The 19,411-nt window shown below is 71.7% G+C and carries 16 protein-coding genes; 9 read left to right on the top strand and 7 right to left on the bottom strand.

Translation table 11 applies throughout. The features are described from left to right. Positions 1-72: 72 nt before the first annotated feature. A complete protein-coding gene (locus ACGFY9_RS20020; protein WP_393755770.1) occupies positions 73-372 on the bottom strand; it encodes a chaplin in 300 nt (99 codons plus the stop codon). Between the two features lie 197 nt (positions 373-569). Here ACGFY9_RS20020 and ACGFY9_RS20015 point away from each other — a divergent pair, with 197 nt between their 5' ends. After that, positions 570-1,112 carry a DUF2087 domain-containing protein gene (locus ACGFY9_RS20015; RefSeq protein ID WP_393755768.1) on the top strand — a complete coding sequence of 181 codons (543 nt, stop codon included), beginning with the start codon at positions 570-572 and terminating at the stop codon, positions 1,110-1,112. Between the two features lie 10 nt (positions 1,113-1,122). Here the strand turns inward: ACGFY9_RS20015 and ACGFY9_RS20010 are convergent, their stop codons facing one another. Both ACGFY9_RS20010 and ACGFY9_RS20005 read right to left on the bottom strand, forming a co-directional pair. After that, positions 1,123-2,082 (bottom strand): D-2-hydroxyacid dehydrogenase family protein, encoded by a 960-nt coding sequence (locus ACGFY9_RS20010; RefSeq protein ID WP_393755767.1) that lies wholly within the window; start codon positions 2,080-2,082, stop codon positions 1,123-1,125. A gap of 40 nt (positions 2,083-2,122) precedes the next feature. Further along, positions 2,123-3,661 (bottom strand): APC family permease, encoded by a 1,539-nt coding sequence (locus ACGFY9_RS20005; RefSeq protein ID WP_393755765.1) that lies wholly within the window; start codon positions 3,659-3,661, stop codon positions 2,123-2,125. A 278-nt stretch (positions 3,662-3,939) separates the two neighbouring features. Here ACGFY9_RS20005 and ACGFY9_RS20000 point away from each other — a divergent pair, with 278 nt between their 5' ends. Then, entirely contained in the window at positions 3,940-7,011 is a 3,072-nt protein-coding gene (locus tag ACGFY9_RS20000; protein WP_393755764.1) for a BTAD domain-containing putative transcriptional regulator, read from the top strand. Positions 7,012-7,032: 21 nt separating this feature from the next. On the opposite strand, the gene ACGFY9_RS19995 is transcribed toward ACGFY9_RS20000, so the two are convergent. The 4 genes from ACGFY9_RS19995 to ACGFY9_RS19980 form a co-directional block, all read right to left on the bottom strand. Beyond that, the gene (locus ACGFY9_RS19995; RefSeq protein WP_393755762.1) at positions 7,033-7,179 is read right to left on the bottom strand and encodes a hypothetical protein; all 147 of its coding nucleotides are present in this window, start codon (positions 7,177-7,179) and stop codon (positions 7,033-7,035) included. A 110-nt stretch (positions 7,180-7,289) separates the two neighbouring features. Further along, complete coding sequence (locus ACGFY9_RS19990; protein WP_393755760.1) at positions 7,290-8,588, bottom strand: cytochrome P450; 1,299 nt, start codon at positions 8,586-8,588, stop codon at positions 7,290-7,292. 13 nt (positions 8,589-8,601) lie between these two features. Further along, complete coding sequence (locus ACGFY9_RS19985) at positions 8,602-9,378, bottom strand: thioesterase II family protein (protein WP_393755758.1); 777 nt, start codon at positions 9,376-9,378, stop codon at positions 8,602-8,604. A 14-nt stretch (positions 9,379-9,392) separates the two neighbouring features. Next, complete coding sequence (locus ACGFY9_RS19980) at positions 9,393-11,186, bottom strand: non-ribosomal peptide synthetase (RefSeq protein WP_393755756.1); 1,794 nt, start codon at positions 11,184-11,186, stop codon at positions 9,393-9,395. Positions 11,187-11,373: 187 nt separating this feature from the next. Here ACGFY9_RS19980 and ACGFY9_RS19975 point away from each other — a divergent pair, with 187 nt between their 5' ends. The 7 genes from ACGFY9_RS19975 to hisG all read left to right on the top strand — a co-directional run bounded on the left by ACGFY9_RS19975 (position 11,374) and on the right by hisG (position 19,406). Then, positions 11,374-12,435 carry a pyridoxal-phosphate dependent enzyme gene (locus ACGFY9_RS19975; protein WP_393755754.1) on the top strand — a complete coding sequence of 354 codons (1,062 nt, stop codon included), beginning with the start codon at positions 11,374-11,376 and terminating at the stop codon, positions 12,433-12,435. Then, the gene (locus tag ACGFY9_RS19970) at positions 12,432-13,634 is read left to right on the top strand and encodes an acetyl-CoA carboxylase biotin carboxylase subunit family protein (RefSeq protein ID WP_393755752.1); all 1,203 of its coding nucleotides are present in this window, start codon (positions 12,432-12,434) and stop codon (positions 13,632-13,634) included. The genes ACGFY9_RS19975 and ACGFY9_RS19970 overlap by 4 nt, the downstream gene beginning before the upstream one ends. Beyond that, positions 13,631-14,836 (top strand): MFS transporter, encoded by a 1,206-nt coding sequence (locus tag ACGFY9_RS19965; RefSeq protein ID WP_393755750.1) that lies wholly within the window; start codon positions 13,631-13,633, stop codon positions 14,834-14,836. The genes ACGFY9_RS19970 and ACGFY9_RS19965 overlap by 4 nt, the downstream gene beginning before the upstream one ends. Beyond that, positions 14,829-16,037: an ATP-grasp domain-containing protein gene (locus ACGFY9_RS19960; RefSeq protein WP_393755749.1), complete on the top strand. Its 1,209-nt coding sequence runs from the start codon at positions 14,829-14,831 to the stop codon at positions 16,035-16,037. The genes ACGFY9_RS19965 and ACGFY9_RS19960 overlap by 8 nt, the downstream gene beginning before the upstream one ends. Then, positions 16,034-17,113 (top strand): RimK family alpha-L-glutamate ligase, encoded by a 1,080-nt coding sequence (locus tag ACGFY9_RS19955; protein WP_393755747.1) that lies wholly within the window; start codon positions 16,034-16,036, stop codon positions 17,111-17,113. Before ACGFY9_RS19960 ends, ACGFY9_RS19955 begins: the two co-directional genes overlap by 4 nt. Next, positions 17,110-18,495 carry a hypothetical protein gene (locus ACGFY9_RS19950; protein ID WP_393755745.1) on the top strand — a complete coding sequence of 462 codons (1,386 nt, stop codon included), beginning with the start codon at positions 17,110-17,112 and terminating at the stop codon, positions 18,493-18,495. The genes ACGFY9_RS19955 and ACGFY9_RS19950 overlap by 4 nt, the downstream gene beginning before the upstream one ends. A 62-nt stretch (positions 18,496-18,557) precedes the next feature. After that, positions 18,558-19,406, top strand: coding sequence for an ATP phosphoribosyltransferase (hisG, locus tag ACGFY9_RS19945; protein ID WP_393755744.1), 849 nt, complete (start codon positions 18,558-18,560; stop codon positions 19,404-19,406). Positions 19,407-19,411 lie beyond the last annotated feature (5 nt).

Genomic DNA, 19,411 nt, shown 5'->3' with positions numbered 1-19,411 from the left:
CCCCGGCGCCTGAGGTGCCGGGGCTCTTCGCGTACGTCCGTCCGCGGGTGCGGTCGAAAGCGTGCGGTCGAATCAGTGGCCGTAGCCGTTGCCGCCGTAGCCCGGGCCGGGGTGGCCGGGGTGGTCGTGGCCGCTCACGTTGGCGCAGGTGTTGCCGAAGGCCGGGTTCAGCAGGCCGATGACGCTGACGGTGTTGCCGCAGACGTTGACCGGGATGTGGACCGGGACCTGCACGATGTTGCCCGACAGGACGCCGGGCGAACCGACGGCCGCACCCTGCGCGCCCGCGTCCGCCATGGCCAGGCCGGCGCCACCGAGCGCCACGGCACCCGTGCCGAGGGCGACGACGGCCGCCTTCGCGATGCGAGACATCACGTTCTCCTTTGGTTCGATGAGTGCGACGGCACGACTCGCCACCGCACTTGGAGTTCAACGCGGCGGCGCATGGCTGGTAACGGCGCCGACGTGGGGATCACCCTTTGGGAACACGGCTTCGAGCGCCGGGCGCGGATGTTCGACGGGCGGAAATTCGGTGCCCTGGACGGGTGGGTGTCCATTAGCCTCCGGTCATGGCAACCGACCAACTGTTCCGTCTGTTCGCCGAGCAGAACCGTGTGCGCGCCTTCGCGGCGGTGGCCCTGGGGGCCGAGACCTCCGAGCAGGTCGCCGAGGTGGCCGGCCTGACCCCGAGGGGCACGGCCGTCGCCCTGCTGCGGCTGCGCGAACAGGGCGTGGTGAAGACCATGGACGACGGTGAACTCCGCGTCGACTACGACCTGTTCAAGAAGCTGGCCCGCGAGGGTGCCGAACCGGTCGAGGCCGGCCCGGTCACCGGCGACGAGCACACCGACATGATCCTGCGGACCTTCGTCCGGGGCGGCCGCCTCATCCGCCTCCCCGCCCAGTGGACCCGCAAGCAGGTGGTGCTCCAGCACATCGCCGAGCAGACCTTCACCCCCGGTGTGGAGTACCCCGAGCGGGCCGTCAACGAGAAGCTGCGCGCCTGGTGCGACGAGGGCGAGGTCGACCATGTGACGCTCCGGCGCTACCTGGTGGACCTCCACCACCTGCGTCGGAGCGAGGGCGTCTACCGGCGGCCGGCAGCCGCGTGACCGGCTGTTCCTACGGCAGCTGCCGTACGGGCGAACCCGCCAGGTAGGCCTGGATGTTCTCGACGGCCTGGCCGTAGTACGTCGTGTAGTTGGCCCGCGACACATACCCGAGGTGGGGTGTCGCGAGCAGGCGCGGGGCCGTGCGCATCGGGTGGCCGGCGGGGAGGGGCTCGGTGTCGAAGACGTCGATCCCGGCGCCGGCGATCCGGCCCTCGTGCAGCGCGGCGAGCAGGGCGTCCTGGTCGACGATCGCCGCGCGTGAGGTGTTGATCAGGTACGCGGTGGGCTTGAGCAGGGCGAGTTCGGCGGGGCCGAGGAGACCGCGGGTGCGGTCGCCGAGGGCGAGGTGGACGGAGACGAAGTCGCTGTCCGCGAGCAACTGCTCCTTGGACGGGGCGAGTTGTACGCCGACCTCGTCCGCGCGCTCCTCGGTGAGGTGCTGGCTCCACGCCGTGACGCGCATGCCGAAGGCCAGGCCCACCTGCGCGACGCGGCTGCCGATCCTGCCGAGTCCGAGCAGCCCGAGGGTGCGGCCGTACAGGTCGGCGCCGACCGTCTGCTGCCAAGGGCCGCCGCCGCGCAGGGAGTTGGCCTCCTCGACGATCCCGCGGGCCAGGCCGAGCAGCAGCGCCCAGGTCAGTTCGACGGGCGGGGTCGAGGAACTGGCCGTACCGCACACGGTGACGCCGTGCGCCTTCGCGGCGGCGTGGTCGATGACCGTGTTGCGCATGCCGGACGCGATCAGCAGCTTCAGGCGGGGGAGCCGGGCGATCAGCGAGGCGGGGAAGGGGACGCGTTCGCGCAGGGTGACGACGATGTCGGCGGTGGCGAGGGCGGCGGCCAACTCGGCCTCGTCGTCGAGGTGTTCGCGCAGGCTCACGACCTCCACGGTGTCCTCGACGGGCGACCAGTCGGCGAGTCCGGTCGCCGCGTTCTGATAGTCGTCGAGGACAACACAGCGCAGGGGCACGGCAGTTCCTTGGGTAGGTTCCCGGTGATCGTCCGGAACGCTACTCCTTGCTGAGCGAGAGCGAGTTGGCCGTCCGCGTCGGCTTCCCCAGGGCCCAGAAGAGGACGCCGAGGAGCATGAAGCCGAGAAGCGGTACGAGTTCCGTCAGCAGGTACTTCCAGCGTTCGGCGTGGGTCCAGCCGTCCGGGAGGTAGTCGGCGCCGAACCAGTGGTCGCCGAAGCCGGGGGCGATCAGCTGCACGCTGGCGAACAGGATGAGCACGGTGAGGACCGTGCTGATGGTGCGGGGGAAGGGTGCCCTGTAGGGGCGGGGGACGTCCGGGGCCCTGCGGCGCAGGACCGCCAGGGCCGGGAAGATGCCCAGGTAGCTGACCAGCGTGGTGGATACGGCGAGACCGAGGACGGCGCCGAAGAGTTTCGCCGCGCTGCCGTTGGTCAGTTGGTGGGCCAGGACCAGGACCAGGGTGGAGACCAGGCCGCTGAGGATGTTGACCCGGACCGGTGTGCCGAAGCGGCTGGAGATGACGCCGAGGAAGCGCGGCGCCGCGCCGTCGTAGCCGGAGACGGCGAGGGCGCGGTCGGAGCCCATGACCCAGGTGACGCCGGAGGACAGCACCGTGAGGATGAACAGGACCGCGGCGATGTCCCCCAGGACCGTGCCGGCGCCGCTGCTGGTGACGGTGCCGTCGGCGGCCACGTCACCGCCGTAGACGGTGAAGACCTGGCGGATCGCGTCGAGGAAGCCGCCGAGGCCGGTGATGGCCTTGACCGGGAGGACGAGCAGGATGCCGAGGATGGGGAGGGCGTAGAGGAGGACGGCGAGGCCGGCGCTGCGGAAGATCGCGAAGGGGACGTCCTTCTGGGCGTCGGTCATCTCGTCGCCGGCGGTGTTGGGCAGTTCGAAGCCGACGTAGTTGAACATCAGGACGGGGACCAGGCCGACGAAGCCCGCGTACGTCGGGGAGAAGTCGCCGGGGCCGAAACCGTGCAGGCCGTGCTGGATGCCGTAGACGACGACCGTGATCGTGAACAGGCCCAGGAGGACGAAGCGGCTCCAGGCGCCGATGGTGGGGATCCACTTGCCGACGTCGAAGGAGAGGATCGCGGCGAGGACGCCCACCCAGATGAAGACGAGGGCGAAGACGTAGAAGGCGGGGGTGCTCAGGTCCTTGCCGTCGTTGAAGAAGGTCGTGAACGCCGTGACGGCGGAGACGGCGAGGGTGCCGCCGAGCCAGACCGGGTTGGTGATCCAGTACAGGAAGTTGTTGACCGCGCCCGCGAGGCGGCCGAAGGCCCGGCTGGTCCAGATGTAGGGGCCGCCCTCCTCGGGAAACGCGGCGCCGAGCTCCGCGATCAGCAGCGCGGAGGGGACGAAGAACACCGCGGCCAGGATGATGAGCCAGGTGAACGCCTCGGCGCCGGACGAGGCGACCGTGCCGATCGTGTCGACGCCGACGATCGTGCAGAGGAGGAAGAAGAGGATGTCGAAACGGCCGAAGTGCTTGCGCAGCTTCTGCCGCTCCACCTGCGCTGCGGCCGGCGCACCGGCCGGTTCGGAGTCGATCTGACCAGCGGCCACCGGGGCTCCTGCGGGTTCGGGGAGGGGCGAGATTTGGCCAATGATCCGTCGCCCTTGCGAAATCCCACAAGCGTTCGGGGGGCAGTCTTGACCATTACGTGTCCATCGGGACGTATCGGAAACCGGGATGTAACACGGTCCATCGGCTCGTTACCGGCGTGAGATCATTTCTGTTTTTTTGACGTTCCGTGAACGAGTGACAGCTTAAAATCACCACGCGTAGATTTCGATGATCATGCACACGATCATGAGGAAAGCGGAGCCGAGGGGGACGCGGAGTGGACGACGGTGCGCGTGGGGAGGCGAGATTCGCGATCCTGGGGCCGCTGGAAGTCAGAGCCGGAGGGGTCCGGCTGCGACTCGGCGGGCCCATCCAGGCGCGGGTGCTGACCACCCTGCTGCTCGACCCGTGCCGGATGGTGCCGGTGTCGCGGCTGGTGGAGGCCGCATGGGACGACGAGCCGCCGGCGACCGCGGCGCACCAAGTGCGCAAGGCGATCGCCGATCTGCGGCAGCGCATCCCGGACGGCCCTTCGATGATCGTCACCGACGGTCCGGGATACCGGGTGGACGTCGCCCGGGAGCAACTCGATCTGAGCCTGTTCTCCGACCGGCTGCGCGAGGCACGGGACGCGCTGGAGGCGGGCCACCCCGCCGAGGCCGTCGAACTGCTGCGCACCGCGCTCGTGCTGTGGCGCGGCCCCGTGCTGCCCGGAGGCGGCGGGTCCGTGATCGCCGCGGCCTCCGTCGTACTGGAGGAGCGTCGGCTGGCCGCCGTCGAGCAGTTGATGGAGCTGCGGCTGACGCTGGGCGAGAGCCGGGAGCTCATCGGCGATCTGCGTGAGCTCGTCGCCGAACATCCGTTGGGAGAATCGTTTCGCGGGCAGTTGATGCTCGCGCTGTACCGCTCGGGGCGGCAGGCCGAGGCACTGGCCGAGTACGCCAGGGCCAGAGAACTGCTCGTCGAGGAACTGGGCATCGAACCCGGTCCCCAGCTGACCCGGCTGCACGAGGCCATTCTCCGGGACAGTCCCGAACTGACCGTGCCGGACGCGGCTCCGGCGAAACCCGCGGCCGCGCCGCCGACGCCCGCGGCGACCGGTGGACCCGAGCCCGGGACGGCGGCGGCCCCGTGCACCCTGCCGCACGACCTCACGGACTTCGCCGGGCGCGACCGGGAGCTGACCCGGCTACTGGAGTACGCCGCGCCGCCGCAGGACGGGGCGGTGCGGATCGTAGCCGTCGACGGCATGGGAGGCAGCGGCAAGACCGCGCTCGTCGTCCGCGGCGCGCACCGGCTGGCCGACCGGTACCCGGACGGACAGCTCTTCGTCGACCTGCGCGGATTCACCCCGGGCGAGCAGCCGATGCGGCCCGGCACGGTGATCGGCACGCTGCTGCGCACCCTGGGCGTGGCGGGGGAGCGGATCCCCGACGACCTCGACGGCCGGGTCGCCCTGTGGCGGGCCACCCTGGCGAACCGGCGGGTGCTCCTGGTGCTGGACAACGCGGCGGACGCCGCGCAGATCCGCCCGCTGCTGCCCTCGCACCCGGGTTCCCTGGGCCTGCTCACGAGCCGTACCCGCATGATCGGTCTCGACGGGGCCGAGTGGATGTCCATCGGAACGATGTCGCCCTCGGACAGCCTCGCGCTGATCACCGGCGCGCTGGGCGAGGAGCGGACGCTCGGTGAGCCGGAGGCGGCGGCGGAGCTGGCGGCCCTGTGCGGGAACCTGCCGCTCGCCCTGCGGATCGCCACGGCCCGGCTGCGCAACCGGCCGCTGTGGACCCTGGGCCATCTCGTGGGCCGGCTCCGGGACGAGACCCGCCGGCTCGACGAGCTGAAGTCCGGTGACCGCAGCGTCGAGGCCACCCTCCGGATGTCGTACCACGGACTGGACGCGAGGCATCGCGAGGCGTTCCGGCTGCTCGGGCTGCACCCGGGCGCCGAGACCGACACCGACTCGGCGGCCGCCCTGCTCGACACCGGGTCGCCCGAGGCCGAGGAGGTGCTGGAGCATCTGCTGGACATGCACCTGGTCGAGCAGCACGAGATCGGCCGGTACACCTTCCACGACCTGGTGCGCAGCTTCGCGCAGCGGCTGAGCGAGGAGGAGGGGGCGGACACCGGGCAGGAGCGGGCCGCGTTCGGGAGACTGCTCGACCACTTCCTGGCGGTGACGGACCAGGCGTGCGGGGTCCTCTATCCGGGGCGTGTGCCCGTCGGTGCCGCCGCGCACGGGAGCACCGGCGACACACGCGGTACGGCCGCGGCCGTAGCGCCGTCGAGCGGTCAGGTCGCCGAGGCGGAGGCGTTCTTCGAACGGGAACACGGCGCGCTGCTCTCGGCCGTCGCGCGCGCCGAGCGGCTGGGCTTCCTCGACCAGACCGTGCACCTGTCCCGGAACCTGGTCTTCCATCTCAACTCGCGCAGCCATCTGGAGGAGTACCGGCAGGCGGCGACGATCGCGGTGGCCGCGGCCCGGGGGCTCGGGAATCCCGGGCTGCTCCGGGTGAGCCTGTCGAATCTGGGCTCCGCGTGGTGGCGTCTTGGCCGGTTCCGGGACGGGATCCCGGTGGCGGAAGAGGCGTTGGGCGTCGCGAAGGACCACGGGGACCGCAACGGCGAGGCGGTCTGCCTCAGCCTGCTGGGCCTGCTGCACAGCTGCCTCGGTCACTTCCCCGAGGCGCAGGGCTATCTGGAGCAGGCGGTCGAACGGCGTCACGACATGGCCGACGGCCGACAGGGCGCGTACGCCTGGTGCAGCCTGAGCACGGTGTACACCTGGCTCGGCCGGTACCAGGAAGCCGTGGTGGCCGCCGAGCACGCGGTGCGGCTCAGCCGGGAACTCGGCGCCCGCGCCGAGGAGATCACGGCGCTGACCGATCTGACGGCGGCCCTGCTCGGCGCCGGGGAGCACCCGGCCGCACGCGCCGTGGTGGAGCGCGCCCTGGACCTCGGCGACGAGGTGCGGATGCCGGAGGAGTACGCGCACGCGCTGGCGCTCGCCGCGGATGTGAGCCAGTGGCTCGGTGCCGCCGAGCAGTCGGTCGGGTACGCGGAACGGGCCCTGCACCTGATCCGCTCCAAGGGGACCGCGACCCGGCAGGCGACCGTCCAGAACATTCTCGGGCGGGTGCACTGCCGGCGAGGCGAGTTCGAGCAGGCCCTGGAACTGCACCGCAGCGCGCGCTTCCACGCCGGGGCCATCGAGTACCGGATCGAGGTGGCCCACGCCGTCGAGGGGATGGCCGAGGCCCTCGACGGCATGGGCGACGTACGGGAGGCGGCCGCTCACCGGCTCGGCGCGGACGAGCTCTACGCCGGGATGACCGGCGTACGCCGGTGAGCGGGCCCGCCGCCGACCGGGTCAGGAGTCGGTGCTGCCCGGGCCGGTGCCGTTGGCCAGGACGGAGTGGCCTGCGGCGGGGACGGACACCTCGTGCGTGAGGGCTCCGATTCCCGAGGCGAGGGCGATGGTGAGGATTCCGGCGAGTACGGCCAGTGTGCTGCGCATTCCGTGCACCTTCGTTTCTGCGAGTCCGGTGGGTGTGTGTGCGGGTGCGAGGACGGGCGTGTTCCGGACGAGGTGCGCCGGCGCTTCCCTGCTTCGCGTAGTCGGAATGCTCACCGCAGCCCTTCCCGCCCCGTTCCCGGACCGGTACCGGCGGGGACGGCATATGCCGAGGTCAAACGGACGGGAAGGGTCCGCAGGCCGTTGACCACGATGGACTCCAGTCGCTCGGCCGGGCCGTCCGGTACCGCCCGGTCCACCCGCGCGAAGAACTCCCGCAGGACGGCCCGGATCTCCAGCCGTGCCAGCTGGGTGCCCACGCAGTAGTGCGGGCCCGCGCCCAGCGCCAGATGCCGGTTCGGGGACCGCCGGATGTCGAAGCTGTCGGGGCCGGGGAAGTGCGCCGGGTCGCGGTTGCCCGCCGTCAGCCAGCACACGACGAGATCACCCCGCCGGATCCGCTCGCCGCCGAGCTCCACGTCCCGGGTCGTCCGCCGCACGATGTGCGTGGCGCTCGACGTCCAGCGCAGGATCTCGTCGATCGCGGACTCCACCACCTCGTCGAAATCCCGGCGCAGCAGCTCGAACTGGTCCGGGTGGTCCAGAAGCGCCAGCATCCCGCCCGACATGGCGAGCCGGACGTTCTCCGTCCCGCCCACCAGCAGGTTGTCGCAGTTGAGCACCACCTCGTCGAGCGGGAGCGGTTCGCCCTCGTAGCGCACCCCGGCCAGCACGCTGACCAGGTCCTCGCCCGGATCGGCCCGGCGGCGCTCCACCAGGTCGCCGAAGTAGTCCAGGATCTCCAGATGGGCCAGGCTGCGGTCCTCCGCCGTGGCGGCGCAGAAGGCGTCCGTCGACCACTCGATGATCAGCGGCCGGTCCTCGTCCGGAATGCCGAGGAACGCGCAGACGACCTCCACCGGCAACTGCGCGGCGACCTCGGTCACGAAGTCGAACCGGCCCTTCCGTACGGCCGCCTCGACGATCCGCCGGGCCGACGCGTCCAGGGCGGACCGCAGCAGCCGCAGGTTCCTGGGCGCGAACCAGCCGGCGACGGCTCCGCGCAGCACGCGGTGGCGTGCCGGGTCGGACAGCGCCAGGGTGCGGTTGCCGCCGGGGTCCTCGCCCTGGGACAGCGGACGCAACAGGATGCCGGACGAGGAACTGAACGCGTCGGCGTCCCTGAGCACCTCCTTGATCTCGTCGTGCCGGGTCAGCGACCAGAAGCCGGGGAAGACACCGGGCTCGTGCCACAGCACGGGAGCGGCCTCGCGCATCCGCCGCCACAGATCGAAGGGATTGCCGTGCCGGTAGGTCCGCCCGTCGACGAGCCGGCCGGCCTCGCGGCGCAGTTCGGCGAGGTCCGGTAGGTCCCCCGGACGCCCGGTCGGGTCCGTGTGGATGTACGGCATGCTGCATTCCCCCTCAGGAAGTCCATGTGGAACGGGAGTCGGGACTCCCGGCGCGGGCCAGCTCGGCGGCGATCAGCCCGACGGGCGGATCCGAACGCAGGTAGAAGTGCCCGCCCGGCTTCACCACCTGGACGAACTCGCCCCCCGCGTGGTCCCGCCACCGCCCGGCCCGGGACCGGATCTCGGGGATGTCGTGCTCGCCGACCACGCTGACCAGCCGGGCGCGGGTGCGCTTCCCGGTGTGTTCCCGGTACCCGGACACGAGCCTGAGATCGTCCTTGACGTACTCCAGGAGAAGCCCGAGCAGCTCCTCGTCCTGCCGGAGTTCCGCGCTGAGCGGTTCGTACCGTTCGAGGTACGCCAGTACGTCGGCGTCCTCCTCGTAGGGGACCGGTGGCCGCAGGGCGGGGGACGCCGCCGAGGAGAGCACCAGGGTCGGCGTGGGCACACCGGCCTCGCGCAGCAGACGGTCCACCTCGAAGGCGACGTACGCGCCCATGCTGTGCCCGAACAGCAGGGAGTACCGCTCGTCGCGGGCCAGGATCTCCTCCGTCACCGCGCGGGCGAGGGCCAACAGGCTCTCGGGCGCGGGCTCCGCGAACCGGTCCTCGCGCCCGGGGTACTGCACGGAGTGCACCCGGGCCGCGGGCAGCAGTGGCTGCCACGACCGGAAGAACGAGGCGCAGCCGCCCGCGTGCGGGAAGCAGAGCACGGAGCCGGAGTCGGAGTCGGCATTGGCATGGGTGGGACCGCTGGGCAGGGGCCTGCCGGGTCTGATGTACGCGGACATGGGAACCTCGTCGCTCAGAGCCGCGACAACAGATCCACCTGCTGGGGGATCGTGCCGCAGCGGTAGACGTTCTTGACTCCGACCGGGCGGCCGGCCAGTTCGCCCAGTGCCCGGGAGAGCCGGATCACGGTCAGTGAGTTGCCGCCGAGCGAGAAGAACGTGTCCTGCTCGGAAGAGGCCACCGGTACGCCGAGGACCTTCTCCCAGACGCGGGCGATGTGGTCGGCGAGGGCGCCGTCCTCCGGCGGCCGGGCGGCCTGCTCCGGTATGCGCTCCCGCTCCCGTTCCGCGGGCGGGGCCGTGGCGGCCAGCAGCGCGGCCCGGTCGGTCTTGTCGTGGGCGGTGCGCGGCAGGGCCGCGGTGAAGACGATCCGGTCGGGGACCACGGCGGCGCCGAGTTCCGTCTCCAGGAAGCCGCGGATCGAGGTGGCGGCCGGTTCGGCGCCGGGTTCCGCGACCACGAAGGCGTGGCAGACGGCGTTCTCCGCGTCGTACGCCACTGCGGCGGCCCGGACGCCGGGGTGCGCTGTCAGCGCCTCCTCCAAGGTCTCCAGGTGCACACGCACGCCGCGGATCTTCACCTCGTTGTCCAGCCGCCCGACGAACTCAAGTCCGTCCTCGTCCGACCACCGGCCGAGATCCCCGGTGAGGTAGGCGCGTACGGGCGGACCGGCCGGCGGTCCGGCGGGCAGGTCGACGAACTTCGCCGCCGTCTGCCGTTCGTCGCCGACGTAGCCCCGGGCAACTCCCGGGCCACAGACGGCGATCTGCCCCACCGCGCCGGCCGGTACCGGCCGCAGCCGGTCGTCGAGCAGCCGCAGCGAGGTGTCGGGGATCGGGAAGCCGATGCCGGTGGGCCCGGGCTTCTCGTAGATCCGGGCGGTGGACCAGACGGTGCACTCGGTGGGGCCGTACTCGTTGCTGAGGGCCACGCCGGGCAGCAGCGCGAAGTGCTGGTCGACGACGCTCTGCGGCAGCGCCTCGCCGGCGCTGGTCACCAGCCGCAGCGAGGCCGCCCCGGCCGTGTGCCGCTCGTCCTCGCGCAGCGTGTGCAGCAGCTCCGTGTGGAAGCCGGGGACGGTCAGGGTGTGGGTGACCCGGTGCCGTGCGATCAGGCCGAGGACGGCCTGGGGGACGCGCCGTTCGTCCTCGTCGGCGACGACGAGGGTGCCGCCGGCCGCGAGGGTGCCCCAGAGCCCGGCCATCGAGGAGTCGAAGTGGAACGGGGACAGCAGCAGGAAGACCGGGGTGCCGAAGCCGTCGTACAGCGCGAGCCGGGCGGCGTTGGAGTGCGCAAGGTTCCGCAGCGAGACCGAGACGCCCTTCGGCCGGCCGCTGCTGCCGGAGGTGAACAGGACGTACGCCTCCGCGTCCGGCGGGTACGACGCGGCCGGGGCGGGCCCCGCGGGTTCGGCCGGCCACTCGCGCGGGTCGACGACCACCGACAGCCCGGCGGTGTGCCGGATGTGCTCGGCGGCGCGGTGCGGTGCCGCCGGATCGAGGAAGACGAACGAGCGTCCGGACAGCCAGATGCCCAGGGCATGGACGGCGGCTCCCACCGTGCGGTGCGAGACGACGCCGATTCTGCGGGCGGCCGCGCACTCCTCGTCCGCGGCGATCGCGCGCGCGACGGCGGCGGCCCCGGCCGCCAGTTCGCCGTAGCTGACCCGCTCTTCGCCGCAGATCAGCGCTGTGCGCTCCGGATGGCGGCGGGCGTGTTCCAGCACCGCCTCGGAGACGAGCGGCACGGGTTCGGGCAGGCGGGGTCCTGCTATCTCGCCGGATACCCCGGATTCGGATGTCGTCATGCCGGAGATCCTCGGCAGGGCCATTCCGGGAACCCTCCCGGTCCGGTCCCGAAACACTCCGGGATCCGAACGGGAACGCGCCGGGACCGGGCCGGTAGGGCGCCGGGACCCGCCTCCCCTAGACCTCTTCGTATGTCGTCGTCCGCACGGTGTCGACGCGGGGGCAGCAGAAGGGCAGGAGAGAGCGTTGTACAGATCATTCGCCGAGAAACTGGCGGAGCCCGACCTCATCGACCTGGGGAACGGCATCCATGTGCTGCGGTTCGAGGTCATGAAGGTCACCTCGGTCCGCGCCGCGGTCAGGGACCTGCTGGACCGCGGGGTCGTCCGCCCGGGGCAGACCGTGGTGGACAGCTCCAGCGGTATCTACGGGCACGCGCTCGCACTCGTCTGCCGTGAGTTCGGCCTGAAGTGCCACATCTTCGCGTCCGTGGCGGTCGACGCGGCCATCCGCACCCAGCTCAAGTACCTCGGGGCCACCTACACCCAGGTGCCCTCCTCCGGTGACGACGGCCTCCAGCACGACCAGGAGACCCGGGTCCGGCTGGTCCACACGTACCTGGAGGAGAACCCGGACGCGTACTGGATGCAGCAGTACCACGACGACGTCCACTACATCGGCTACGAGAGCGTCGCGAACACCCTGGTCAAGGAGTTGGGGTCGGCGGGGGTCACGCTGGTCGGCGGGGTCGGCACCGGGGCGTCGACCAGTGCGATGAGCCGCTATCTGCGGGCGTCCAGCAGCGATGTCCGGGTGGCCGGGATCCAACCCTTCGGCAGCCGCTCCTTCGGCTCGGAGGCCATACCGCTGGACGGTTTCATCATCGCCGGGATCGGCAGCGGAATCCGCTTCGCCAACATCGACTACACCGCCTACGACGACATCCACTGGATCAACTTCGACGTCTCCGCGGCCGGCTGCCGCCATCTGCTGTCCACCACCGGTGTCTTCGCCGGGCTCTCCGCGGGCGCCGGATGGCAGGTCGCCCGGCACATCCGCCGGCAGGAGCCGGACGGCGGCCCCGTCGTCTTCCTCGCGGCCGACCCCGGACACCGCTATGTCGACCGGGTCTTCCCGCCCGACGGCCCGCTCGTCCAGGACCCCGAGTACCGGCCGCGGACCATTTCCGACCTGTCCCGGATGACGGGCCCCTGGTCCACGATGCACTGGGCCCGCAGGCCGTACGACGTCCAGGACGATCTGCCGGTCGTCCCGGTCGTCCCGAGCTCCCCGAGGAACGCCGCATGAGCCGGATCGCCGTCATCAACTACGGCCCCCAGCACGACTACGCCGCGATGCTCGCCGAGGTGGCGGACCGGCTCCACGTGTTCAGCCACAACGAGCTGAAGAACACCGAGGGCTTCGCGCGCTACGAGTACGTACCCGACTGCGAGTTCGTCCCGTACCCGGAACTGACGATCCGCCGGCTCGCCGCGGAGCAGCCGTTCACCCACCTCGTCACGGACAACGAGTACGACCTGGAGCGCGCCGCCCGGATCCGCGCGGACCTGGGCATCCCGGGCCAGTCGGCGGCGAGCGCGCTGTCCTTCCGGGACAAGGCGGTGATGAAGCGGGTCGCCGGTGCCGCCGTGCGCGTTCCGCGCTTCGCCCGCCTGGAGACGTTCGGCGACCTCACCGGGTTCATCGGGGAGAACGGCTTCCCGGTGGTCGTCAAGCCGGTGAAGCAGGGTGGCTCGCGCGACATCGTCGTCCTGCGCGGCGAGGACGACCTGACCGCGTTCAGCCGCCGGCACTGGCGGGACGACCTGCTGGCCGAGGAGTTCGTCGAGGGCCGGATGTGCCACGTCGACGCGGTGATCGCCCCCGGCTACCGGTTCGTGGCCGCCTCCCGCTATCTGCGCAGCTGCCTCGGGGTCTTCTCCGGGGAGAACAACGGCTCGGTGCAGCTGCGGCCGGGGGACCAACTCGCCCTGCGTCTGGAGGAGTTCCTCGACCGGGTGCTGGCGGCCTTCGACACACCGGAGGTCGGCGCGTACCACCTTGAGGTGTTCCACACCCCGGACGACGAGCTGGTGCTCTGCGAGATCGCCTCCCGGGTCGGCGGCAACCGCATTCCCGCGCTCACCCGCGCCACCTACGGCGTCGACCTCCACTCCGCCTGGCTGCGCCACTCGGTCGGACTGCCCGTCGAGGCGCCGCCCGCCGGCCCGCCCGCCGAGGTGCACGGCTCGGTCTCCGTGCTGCCACAGGGCCGGCCGGTCCGTGCGCCGGGCCGGCCGCCGTTCGCGTGGGTGCGGGAGTACCAGGTCAACGAGGGGCTCGCGCCCGGCGCCGTGGCCCAGAACAGCACCTCGCACCTGTGCTTCGTGATCGTCTCCGGCGCCGACGCGGAGCAGGTGGAGGAGCGGCTGCTGGTGACCGAGGCCTGGCTGATGGCCCACCTGGAGGACCTGGACGACGGCGGCCCGGGGGACGAGGCGTCATGAACACCTGGCGCCGGATGTCGCCGGCCGGACGCGTCCTGCTCACGACGGTGCTGCTCACCGGTCTGACGACGTTCATGTTCCTGCCGCTGCTGGCGCTGGAGTTCACCGCACAGGGCGTGCCGGCCGCCCGGACGGGATTCCTCGTCGGACTGCTCGCCTTCTGCGGCCAGGGTTTCTCGCTGGTGTCCGGGCTGATCGTGGACAGGTTCGGCACCCGGTCGGTGCTGACGGCGGGCTTCGCCCTGCGCATCGGGGGATATCTGCTGCTGGGCGTCGGACTCGGTGTAGGCGGCCCGGACGGCACCCGGCTCGTGCCGCTGGTCGGCGGTATCGCGGCGATCGGCGTCGGCGGCTCGCTGCTCGGCCTGTCCGTCAAGACCCTGCTGGTCAGCGAGGACGGCGTCGAACCCCGCGAGATGCTCGCGCTGCGTTCGACCTTCGTGAACATCGGTGTGGTGGCCGGGCCCGCGCTGGGCGCGCTCGTGTACCCGCTGGGCTTCGGCTGGATCCTGGGCGCCTGCGTGCTCTCCCACCTGCTGCTCGGCATACGGCTGACCGTGCGCCCGGTGCGGCGGGCGGCGCCCGGACCGCGGACCCAGGGGAAGGACGCGGCGGCCCGCGCGGCCGGTGACGGCTGGGGGCCGTGGCAGTGGCTGCCGCTGTGTCTGCTCGGCGTGGCGTACTGGGCGATCTACAGCCAGCTCAACGTCGTCATGCCCATCACCGCCGAGCGGACGACGGGGAGCACGGCCGCGATCTCGGTCGTCTTCGTCGTCAACGGCGCACTGGTGGTGCTGTGTCAGTACACCCTGCTGCGCCATGTGTTCCGCCGGGCCGAGGCACGGACCCTCCTGCTCGCCGGCTTCCTGGCCTTCGCCCTCGCCTACGCGGTGTTCATCCCGCTCACCGGCTGGTTCTCGCTGTTCGTGTTCGTCCTGCCGGTCACCTTCGCGGAGATGCTGATCTCGCCCAGCCTGGACGAGCAGGCGGTCAGGGCGAGTTCGCCGCTCCGTACCGGACTCGCCCTCGGCACGATGAGCGCCGTCGGCGCGGTCGGCAGCCTGCTCGGTTCCAGCATGGGCGGCTATCTGCTCCAGTCCCTCAGCGGCGGGCGCGGCATCTGGCTGGTGCTCGTCTCCCTCTCCCTCTGCGCGGCGCTGACCAGTCTCCTTCTACCGAAAGCGCGGGCCCAGCATGGCTGACGCACCGGACACCGACCTCCGCATCCCGACGGCGGTCCTGCTCAATCCCCGGGACCGGGTCATCGACGCGGCCGTGAAGCTCGGCTGCGCGATGGTCGTCGTCGGCGACCCCACCGCACCGCTGCCGGACAACGCGCCCGGCGAGCCGCTGCGCAGTGCCTGGATCGAGGACCCCGGTGAACTCATCGAGCTGCTGAGGGAGTTGGACCTGCCCGCGCCGGTCAGCTGTTTCGGCTTCGGTGAACTCGGCTGCGCGGCGGCCGCGGTGGTCAACGAGCGGCTCGGCTGGCCCGGCAACCCCCCCGGTGCGCTGGCCGCCTTCAAGGACAAGGCACGGCTGCGGGCCGTGGTCGGCGACCGGGCCGGGGCGCCGGTCGCCCACGCCCTGTGCACCGGCAGGGACCAGATCCTGCCCGCGACCGAACGGATCGGCTTCCCCTGCGTGGTCAAGCCGGTGGACGGCACGGGCAGTTCGGGGGTGCGGTACCTGGCGGACCGTGCGGCGGCCGAGGACTTCGTGACCGGCTCGGCGGAGTTCACCACGCCCCACCTGGTCGAGGAGTTCCTGGCCGGCACCGAGTACTCCGTCGAGGCGGTCACCTCGCCCGAGGGCCACCGCGTCCTGGCCGTCACCGAGAAGGCGACCACGGGCGCCCCGCACTTCGTGGAGACCGGGCACACCCTGCCCGTGACGCTCGGCCCCGCGGCCGAGGAGGCGATCACCGGGCTGGTCACCGCCGTGCTGGACGCCGTGGACTACCGCTACGGGCCCTCGCACACCGAGGTCATGCTGACCGCGGCCGGACCCCGGCTCATCGAGTCGCACGGGCGGCCCGGCGGCGACCGCATCAGCGACATGCTGGACCTGGCCCTCGGCGAGGACGTCTTCGCCCAGATGATCGCCGCCGTCCTCGGCCTCGAACCGCTCCCGGCCGGCCCCCGCAAGCGGGTCGCCGGCATCCGGTACGTCACCTTCGACCGCATGGTCCCGCTGCACGGCATCAGCACCGAACTCGTCGCCTCGCTGCCCGGCGTCGCGGAGGTGCACATCAGCGTGCCCGCGGGCGCGACCCCGCCGGAGGTCCGCAGGTCGGGCGACCGGCACGCGTTCGTGGTCGGCACCGGCGACACCCGCGAGGAGCTGGAGAACAACCTCGCCCGAGCGGTCCGGACCCTCACGGCGGGGTCGAAGCCCGCATGACCGCCCGAACCCCGCACTCCGCCCGCCCGACCCACCCGACCCACGACTCACAGAACAAGGTGCATCCGTTGCCGTACAAGATCCTGGTCCTGGTCTCCGGGGCGTCCACCTTCGAGCTCAACAACCACTCGATCATTCCCAGTGCCCTCCACCGTGAGGGCCACGAGGTGCACATCGGTGACATCGACACCCTGTGCGTGCACGACTCCGTCGTCGTCTGCGACCGGGTGCGGCTGAGCGAGGAGTTCACCAGCGGCGGCAGCTTCCCCGAGCTGAGCCTGCCGTACGCGTCCGCCGAGGAGTTCGACCTCGTGTGGGTGCTGGCCGGTACGCACCCGGAGTCGGGCACCGACTCCTTCCAGCTGCTGTGGCTGCTCAACCAGCGGGTGCCGTTCGTCAACGACGCGTCCGCGCTGTTCTACCTGAACACCAAGATCAACCTGGGTGCCGTGGTCCCCGCCGAGCACCTTCCGGTCTCGTACGTCTCGAACGACTTCGACCAGCTCAACAGGCTCGTCGAGGCCGACGGCGACCGCTCCTGGGTCGTGAAGCCGACCAACGGCGGCTGCGGGGCGGACGTGTTCGTCGTCAACAAGGGCGACCGCAACCGTTCGGCCCTGCTCGCAGGCGCCACCGGCAACGCGGCGTCCCGCTACGGGCGTTACGGCCGTGACGTCATCGGCATGGCCAAGCGGCACACCGCGGTCCAGGAGTACATCCCCAACATCCGTACCAACGAGAAGCGGGTCATCCTCGCGGGCGACGTCCCCGTCTCCGGGTTCCTGCGCTTCCACCCGGAGAACGACCACCGGTCCAACGCCACCCTGGGCGCGGGCTTCGCCGCGCTCGAACTCACCCCGGAGGAGGACGAGTTCGTCCGCGCGCTGGGCAAGCGGATGACGGACCTCGGGATCTTCTACTCGGGCATCGACCTGGCGTTCCCCTACGTCATCGAGGTCAACATGGTGAACCCGGGCGGGCTGAGCTACCACTACCGGGCGACCGGCGAGGACAGGTCCTCGGAGGCCGTCAACACCGTGCTCGCGGCGCTGCGGACCGCCGGGAAGCTGTCATGAGCGGGGTCGTCACGCGGGCCGGGGCACTCCAGGGCGGAGCGGCCGGGCCCGACGCGTGGTCCTGGCTGGAGCCGCGCGCCCTCGCGGCCTGGGACGAGTTCGCGGCGACGCCCGCCGCCGAGACCGACCGGGAGTGGTTCACCGAGCGGCTGCACCGGCCCGTCTGGCGGCACCAGTACCCGCCGCACGCCTTCACCGCCGAAGCGGCACGCACGGTCGAGACGGTCGGCGTGCGGCTCGCCGAACTGATCTCGGGCTTCCCGCGCCGCGTCTTCGGGGACGACCTGGCGGCGTGGGCCGGCTACCTCGGCCTGCCGGACGAGGACGCGTCCCTGATGACCGAGGCGCTGGACCGGCCCCGGCTGCGCCGGGTCGCCACCGCCTTCATGCGGCCCGATCTGGTCGTCACCGACGAGGGACTCAAGCTCGTCGAGCTGAACGTGGCCGCCTCCCTGGGCGGACTCAGCACGCTCGCCCCGTACACCAGCGCGGCCCGCGACTCGCGGTACGCGGCCTTCCTCGCCGGGCGCGGACTGCGGCTGGACGGCCCCGACACGGCACGGGTGTGGCTCGACGTCTTCGCCGGGCTCACCCGGGCGCGCGGCGACGGGCCGCTGCACGTCTTCGAGGCCACCGCCAACCCGGCGGACCTCGACGGCGGCCGCCGGTTCTTCGTCGACATGATCCGCTCTGCGGGCCACGACATCAGCTGCGGGCTCATCACCGAGCTGGACCTCACCGACGACGGGGCCCACTTCCGGGGCAGGCGGGTGGACGCCGTGTTCACCGCGTACACCTGGCACGAGACGAAGAACTTCGTGCCGTCCGCGCTGACCCGTGCGCTGATGGAGCTCGACACGGCCGGCAGGCTGGACTTCATCGGCTCGCCCGCCGCCGCGCTCCACGACAACAAGGCGAACCTGGCCCTGCTCCACGACCCCGGGTTCCAGGGCCTGTTGACCGACGAGGAACAGGCCCTCGTCCAGGCGTACGTGCCGGTGACCTTCCGGTTGCGGCCGGAGACCCTCGACCGAGCGGTCGAGGGACGCGGGCGGCTGCTCTGCAAGCCCGCCTCGGCCTACGGCGGCAAGGACCTGGCCTTCGGTTTCCTGGCCGAGGACGACCGGTCCTGGGCCGCGGAGCTGCGGGAACGGCTCGCGGACCCGCGCGAGCGCCATGTGCTGCAGGAGCGGGTGCGGCCGTCCGTGGTCGGTCTGCCGGGCGTCGGGCCGTCCGGCGGGCGTGAAGTGGTGCTGGCACCGCTGGTGTTCGGCGGCCGTTTCGCCGGCGTCTTCATGCGCCAGGCCCCGGTGCGGCCCGGGTCGGCGATCAACGCGTCGAGCGGCGCGGAGTCGTCGGCGGTACTGACCCTCGGCGGTTAGCTCCGCCCGTCCCCCGCCCCGATGTCCCCCGTCCGTCGTATTCACCTGAAGGAGACCGGCCCATGCTGCGTATCGCCGTCCCCAACAAGGGCTCCCTGTCCGGGCCCGCCGCCCAGATCCTGCACGAGGCCGGCTACCAACAGCGCAAGGACGGCAAACAGCTGGTCCTCGTCGACCCCGAGAACGACGTCGAGTTCTTCTACCTCCGGCCCCGGGACATCGCGATCTACGTCTCGTCCGGCCGGCTGGACCTCGGCATCACCGGCCGCGACCTGCTGCTGGACTCGGGCACCAACGCCGAGGAGATCCTGCCGCTCGGCTTCGCCCGCTCGACCTTCCGGTACGCGGCCCGGCCGGACACCGCGCGGGAGATCGCCGACTTCGACGGTCTGACCATCGCCACCTCCTACGAGGGCATCGTCGCCAAGCACCTGGCCGACCAGGGGGTGGTCGCCTCCGTCGTCCATCTCGACGGAGCCGTGGAGACGGCGATCGAACTCGGGGTCGCCCAGGTGATCGCCGACGTCGTCGAGACCGGTGCCAGCCTGCGCAACGCGGGCCTGGAGGTCGTCGGTGAACCGATCACGACGTCCGAGGCGGTCGTCGTCCGCCGCGCGGGCGCGGACGCCTCCGACCCGTCCGTACGGCAGTTCGTCCGCCGCCTCCAGGGCGTCCTCATCGCCCGTGCCTACGTGATGATGGACTACCACTGCCGCGCCGGGCAGTTGGAGCGGGCGATCGCCCTCACCCCGGGGCTGGAGTCGCCGACGGTGTCGCCGCTGCACACGGAGGGCTGGGTGGCCGTCCGCGCGATGGTTCCGGGGAAGGAGGCACAGCGGATCATGGACGGCCTGTACGAGCTGGGGGCGCGGGCGATCCTGACCACCGCCATGCACGCTTGCCGGCTGTGACGCCC

The sequence above is a fragment of the Streptomyces sp. NPDC048504 genome (genome assembly GCF_043200035.1).
In the GTDB taxonomy this organism is placed as follows: Bacteria; Actinomycetota; Actinomycetes; order Streptomycetales; family Streptomycetaceae; genus Streptomyces.
This window is presented reverse-complemented; position numbering and strand designations above follow the sequence as displayed.

Coding starts and splice junctions, on each gene's coding strand:
- ACGFY9_RS19995 (WP_393755762.1), bottom strand. CDS start 7,179: ATGCGCAGCACACTGGCCGTACTCGCCGGAATCCTCACCATCGCCCTC.
- ACGFY9_RS19980 (WP_393755756.1), bottom strand. CDS start 11,186: ATGACGACATCCGAATCCGGGGTATCCGGCGAGATAGCAGGACCCCGC.
- ACGFY9_RS19985 (WP_393755758.1), bottom strand. CDS start 9,378: ATGTCCGCGTACATCAGACCCGGCAGGCCCCTGCCCAGCGGTCCCACC.
- ACGFY9_RS19960 (WP_393755749.1), top strand. CDS start 14,829: ATGGCTGACGCACCGGACACCGACCTCCGCATCCCGACGGCGGTCCTG.
- ACGFY9_RS19965 (WP_393755750.1), top strand. CDS start 13,631: ATGAACACCTGGCGCCGGATGTCGCCGGCCGGACGCGTCCTGCTCACG.
- hisG (WP_393755744.1), top strand. CDS start 18,558: ATGCTGCGTATCGCCGTCCCCAACAAGGGCTCCCTGTCCGGGCCCGCC.
- ACGFY9_RS19990 (WP_393755760.1), bottom strand. CDS start 8,588: ATGCCGTACATCCACACGGACCCGACCGGGCGTCCGGGGGACCTACCG.
- ACGFY9_RS19955 (WP_393755747.1), top strand. CDS start 16,034: ATGACCGCCCGAACCCCGCACTCCGCCCGCCCGACCCACCCGACCCAC.
- ACGFY9_RS19970 (WP_393755752.1), top strand. CDS start 12,432: ATGAGCCGGATCGCCGTCATCAACTACGGCCCCCAGCACGACTACGCC.
- ACGFY9_RS19950 (WP_393755745.1), top strand. CDS start 17,110: ATGAGCGGGGTCGTCACGCGGGCCGGGGCACTCCAGGGCGGAGCGGCC.
- ACGFY9_RS20020 (WP_393755770.1), bottom strand. CDS start 372: ATGTCTCGCATCGCGAAGGCGGCCGTCGTCGCCCTCGGCACGGGTGCC.
- ACGFY9_RS20015 (WP_393755768.1), top strand. CDS start 570: ATGGCAACCGACCAACTGTTCCGTCTGTTCGCCGAGCAGAACCGTGTG.